Here is a 5,028-nt window from a genome sequence, read left to right on the forward strand (position 1 = left end):
CCCGTCCTCGGCGCGCGCGGCGAACCACAGGGCCTCCTCGGCGAGGCCGCCGCCCCCGCCCCAGTCCCCGGAGATCTTGCCGAGCGCGGGGAAGCGGGCGGTGCGGCCGTCCGGGGTCATACCGACGCAGTTGATCCCCGCCCCGCACACCACCGCGACGCCGCGCGGCTCGGCGCCCCGGGGCAGTCCGGCCCGCAGGATCGCGAAGGTGTCGTTGTGGACCCGGACCGAGCCGCCCCAGCCCCGGGCCGCCAGGGCCTCGGCCAACTGGCGCTCCTCCACCGGCAGGTCGGCGTTGGCCAGACACGCCGAGACGTGGTCGACCGCCACCGCGCCGGCGTTCCCCGCCGCCGCCCAGGCCCGGCCCACCGCGTCCGCCAGGCCGTCCACCGCCGTCTCCACGCCCACCGCCGGCGGACGGAAGCCGCCGCCCCGGGCGGCCCCCAGGACCGTGCCGTCGGGGCCGATCAGGGCGACGTCGGTCTTGCTGTTGCCGGCGTCGATCGCCAGCACGCTCATGCCCACGCGAGGTGCTCCCGGTTGTGCGCGATCAGCCGGTCGGTGAGGCCGTCCGCCAGCGCGTACTGACCGACCAGCGGGTGGGCGAGCAGCGCCCGGAACACCCGCTCGCGCCCCCCGCGCAGCGCCGCCTCCAGGGCCAGGTCCTCGTACGCCGTGACGTGGGCGAGGAGCCCCGCGTACAGCGGGTCGAGCTCCGGCACGGCCAGCGGTACGGGGCCGTCCGCGCCGACCCGCGCCTGCACCTCGATCACCGCGTCGTCGGCGAGGAAGGGCAGGGTGCCGTTGTTGCGGGTGTTGACCACCTGTACCGGGCTGCCGCCGTCGCCGAGCAGCGAGGCGGCCAGGTCCACGGCGGCCTCCGAGTAGAAGGCGCCGCCGCGCCGGGCCAGCAGCTCCGGCTTCTCGTCCAGCGCCGGGTCCCCGTACATCGTCAGCAACTGCCGTTCCATCTCGGCGACTTCGGACGCCCGGGACGGCTTGGTGCCCAGCTCCCGTACGACCTCGTCGTGTGCGTAGTAGTAGCGCAGATAGTACGAGGGCACCACACCGAGCCGGTCGAGGACCTGCCGGGGCAGGCGCAGGTCGTCCGCCACCGCGTCCCCGTGCTCGGCGAGCAGCTTGGGCAGCACGTTCTCCCCGTCGGGGCCGCCCTGGCGCACCCCGAGCTCCCAGGTGAGGTGGTTGAGCCCCACGTGGTCCAGGTGGACCTGGCCTGGCGCGACGCCGAGCAGCGCGGCGAACTTGCGCTGGAAGCCGATGGCGACGTTGCAGAGCCCGACCGCCTTGTGGCCGGCCTGGAGCAGCGCGCGCGTGACGATGCCCACCGGGTTGGTGAAGTCGATGATCCAGGCGTCCGGGTTGGCGCGCCGCACCCGCTCGGCGATGTCCAGGACCACCGGGACGGTCCGCAGCGCCTTGGCGAGGCCGCCCGCCCCGGTCGTCTCCTGGCCCACGCAGCCGCACTCCAGCGGCCAGGTCTCGTCCTGCTCGCGGGCGGCCTGGCCACCGACGCGCAGCTGGAGCAGGACCGCGTCGGCGTCCGCGACGCCCGCGTCCAGGTCGGAGGTGGTGGTGATGGTGCCCGGGTGGCCCTGCCGGGCGAAGATGCGGCGGGCGAGGCCGCCGACCAGCTCCAGGCGGTCGGCGGCCGGGTCGACCAGGACCAGTTCCTCGATGGGCAGGGTGTCCCGCAGCCGGGCGAATCCGTCGATGAGTTCGGGGGTGTAGGTCGATCCTCCGCCGACCACGGTGAGCTTCATTTCGCTAGCCCTTCACTCCGGTGAGCGTGACACCCTCGACGAACGCCTTCTGCGCGAAGAAGAACACGAGGATCACGGGGGCCATGACCAGTACGGTCGCGGCCATGGTCAGGTTCCAGTCGGTGTGGTGCGCGCCCTTGAAGGACTCCAGGCCGTAACTGAGCGTCCAGGCGCCGGGGTTCTCCGAGGCGTAGATCTGCGGCCCGAAGTAGTCGTTCCAGGCGTAGAAGAACTGGAAGAGCGCCACCGCGGCGATGCCCGGCCTGGCCATCGGCAGCACGACCCGCAGCAGGGTCCGCAGCTCTCCGCAGCCGTCCACCCTGGCCGCGTCCAGGTACTCGTTCGGGATGGTCATCAGGAACTGCCGCAGCAGGAAGATGGAGAACGCGTCGCCGAACGCCATGGGGATGATCAGCGGCCACAGCGTGCCGGACAGGTCGAGCTGCTTCGCCCAGAACAGGTACATCGGGATGATGATCACCTGTGGCGGCAGCATCATCATCGAGATGACCAGCATCATCGACAGATTGCGGCCCCGGAAGCGGAACTTGGCGAGCGCGTAGGCCACCGGGACGGACGACACCACGGTCAGGACGGTGCCGAGCCCGGCGTAGAGCAGGGTGTTGCGCCACCAGGTGAGGAAGCCGGGGGTGTCGAACACCTTCTTGTAGTTGGACCACTGCCAGTGGTCGGGGATCAGGTCCCGGGTCAGCGTCTGCTGGTTGTCCATCAGTGAGGTGAGCACGATGAAGACGAACGGCAGCACGAAGAAGAGCGCCGCCGCGACCCCGAGGGCGTGCACACCGATCCAGTGCAGGAGCGCCTTGCGGCGGGCCGTGCGGGCCGCCGGGGTCGTCGTCACGGTTGCGTCGAGTGGGTACGTCATGTCGGCCATCCGCTAGTCACCTGCCTGGATCAGTCCGCCACGGCGCCGCATGAGCAGGGCGGTGAACGCCATGGAGAGGGCGAAGAGGACCAGGGCGACCACACAGGCGGAGCCGTAGTCGAAGCGCTGGAAACCGAGGTTGTAGACCAGCTGGGGAAGGGTCAGCGTCGATTTGTCCGGGTAGCCGGGCTCGAACTGCTGGCCGGAGCTGCCGATGATCCCCGAGGCGACCTTTCCGGCCACCAGCGGCTGGGTGTAGTACTGCATGGTCTGGATGATCCCGGTGACCACCGCGAACATCACGATGGGCGAGATGTTGGGCAGCGTCACGAACCGGAACCGCTGCCAGGACGAGGCCCCGTCCAGCTCGGCCGCCTCGTACTGCTCCCTCGGCACGTCCAGCAGCGCCGCCATGAAGATCACCATCAGGTCGCCGACGCCCCACACGGCGAGCATGGTCAGCGCCGGTTTGGACCAGGTGGGGTCGGTGAACCAGGCGGGCGCCGGGACGCCCAGGTCGGCCAGGACCGAGTTGACCGGCCCCGTACCGGGGTTGAGCAGGAAGACGAAGGCGAGGGTGGCGGCGACGGGCGGGGCGAGGTAGGGCAGGTAGAAGAGCGTCCTGAAGACCCCGGTGCCCGTCTTGATCCTGGTGATCAGCAGCCCGATGCCGAGCCCGAAGACGACCCGGCAGGCCACCATCACCACCACCAGCCACAGCGTGTTGCGCAGCGCGGGCCAGAACAGCGGGTAGTCGTTGAAGACGTACGACCAGTTCCTGAGCCCGTTGAAGGTGGGGTCGGCGAAGCCGTCGTAGTGGGTGAAGGAGAAGTAGACGGTGGAGATCAGCGGGTAGGCGAAGAAGACGCCGAAGCCGATCAGCCAGGGGGACATGAAGGCGGCCGTCCGCAGGGCCGCCCGGCGGCGCTTGGCGCGCAGGGTGTACGTGGTCATGGGGTGCTCCGCGACGCTCGTCGGACCCGGCCTACTTGGCCTGGTCGATCGCCTTGTCGATCTCCTTGGCGGTCTTCTCCAGACCCGCCCGGACGTCGCTCTGCCTGCCCTTCTCCACGTCGTAGCCGAGGTTCTGGATCGACACCAGGTACTGGCCGCCGTTGACCGAGGCCGGGCTGGTCGTGGAGCCGGGGTTCTGCGCGATGTCCAGGAACGTCTTGAACCGCGGGTCGTACTTGAGGTTCGGGGACCGGAGCGCCTCGATCGTGGAGGGCACGTTGTGGATGGCGTTGGCGAAGTTCACCACCGCCTCGGTGTCGGTGGTCATGTACTTCACCAGCTCCCAGGCGGCGTTCTGCTTGCCGGAGGTGGCGGCGATCCCGGCGATGGTGCCGGTGATGTACCCCTTGCCGTAACTGTCGGCCCGGTCGTCCGGCACGGGCAGCGGGGCGACCCCGATCCCGAACTTCGGCTTGGCGTCCTCGGCCATCGCCAGCCGCCACTCGCCGTCCATCTGCATGGCGACCTGCCCCAGGTGGAAGGGGTGCTTGGCGCCGAACTCGTCACCGAAGCCGGAGCGGAACTTCTCCAGCTTCTGGAAGCCTCCCAGGTCGTCCACCAGCTGCTTCTGGAAGGCGAGCCCCTGGGCGAAGGCCGGGTCCTTGGCGATGTTGGACTTGCCGCTGGAGTCGAAGTACGTGGGCGACCACTGCGCGATGTAGTGCTCGGTCGTCGACTCGTAGCCGTGGTAGTCGGGCATGAACCCGAGCTGCTCGTACGAGTCGCCCTTGGCTTTGGTCAGCTTCTTGGCGTCGGCGGCGAACTCGCTCCACGTGCGGGGCGGCGCGGTGATCCCGGCGGCCTTGAAGGCGTCCTTGTTGTAGTACAGCGCGTAGGCGTCGCCGAGCAGCGGGAGCGTGCAGCGCGTGCCCTGGAACTGCGTGTACTCGTTCATCGCCTTCGGGAAGGTCTTCGCCGGGTCGATCCCGTCCTTCTTGAGGAAGGGTGCGAGGTCGACGAAGGCGCGGGAGGAGCAGAACTTGCCGACGTTGTTGGTGGTGAAGGAGGAGACCACGTCCGGCGCGTTCGAACCGCCCGCGCGCAGCGCCTGGTTGATCTTGTCGTCGTTGATGTTGCCGACGACCTTCACATGGATGTTGGGGTGCGCCTTCTGGAAGGCGTCGACGTTGGCCTGGATCGCCTTGACCTCCTCGGGGGCGCTCCAGCCGTGCCAGAAGGTGATCGTCGTCTCCTTGGAGGCGTCGTCCTCGGCGGAGGAGGAGCTCTGGCCCGTACAGGCGGAGGCGAACAGGGCGATGGAGGCGGTCACCGCGAGGGCGGCGGCCGATGTGCGGCGGCTCGGGCTGTTTCCGGACATGGCGAAGTCTCCCGGGGCAGGGGCGGGGA

General features: G+C 69.7%; 5 protein-coding genes. All 5 read right to left on the reverse strand.

The window, feature by feature from the left end:
• Nucleotides 1–519 (reverse strand): BadF/BadG/BcrA/BcrD ATPase family protein (locus ACJA3G_RS29770; protein WP_406556144.1); only part of this gene is annotated, 519 nt, incomplete at its 3' end.
• Nucleotides 516–1,781 carry a 6-phospho-beta-glucosidase gene (locus ACJA3G_RS29775; RefSeq protein WP_406556142.1) on the reverse strand — a complete coding sequence of 422 codons (1,266 nt, stop codon included), beginning with the start codon at nucleotides 1,779–1,781 and terminating at the stop codon, nucleotides 516–518. The genes ACJA3G_RS29770 and ACJA3G_RS29775, both read right to left, overlap by 4 nt.
• 4 nt (nucleotides 1,782–1,785) lie before the next feature.
• The gene (locus tag ACJA3G_RS29780; RefSeq protein WP_406556145.1) at nucleotides 1,786–2,667 is read right to left on the reverse strand and encodes a carbohydrate ABC transporter permease; all 882 of its coding nucleotides are present in this window, start codon (nucleotides 2,665–2,667) and stop codon (nucleotides 1,786–1,788) included.
• A 12-nt stretch (nucleotides 2,668–2,679) separates the two neighbouring features.
• Nucleotides 2,680–3,621 (reverse strand): carbohydrate ABC transporter permease, encoded by a 942-nt coding sequence (locus tag ACJA3G_RS29785; protein WP_406556143.1) that lies wholly within the window; start codon nucleotides 3,619–3,621, stop codon nucleotides 2,680–2,682.
• A 31-nt stretch (nucleotides 3,622–3,652) separates the two neighbouring features.
• Entirely contained in the window at nucleotides 3,653–4,999 is a 1,347-nt protein-coding gene (locus tag ACJA3G_RS29790) for an ABC transporter substrate-binding protein (RefSeq protein WP_406556146.1), read from the reverse strand.
• Nucleotides 5,000–5,028: the final 29 nt, after the last annotated feature.

The sequence above is a fragment of the Streptomyces sp. YS-3 genome (assembly GCF_045257485.1).
GTDB lineage: Bacteria > Actinomycetota > Actinomycetes > Streptomycetales > Streptomycetaceae > Streptomyces.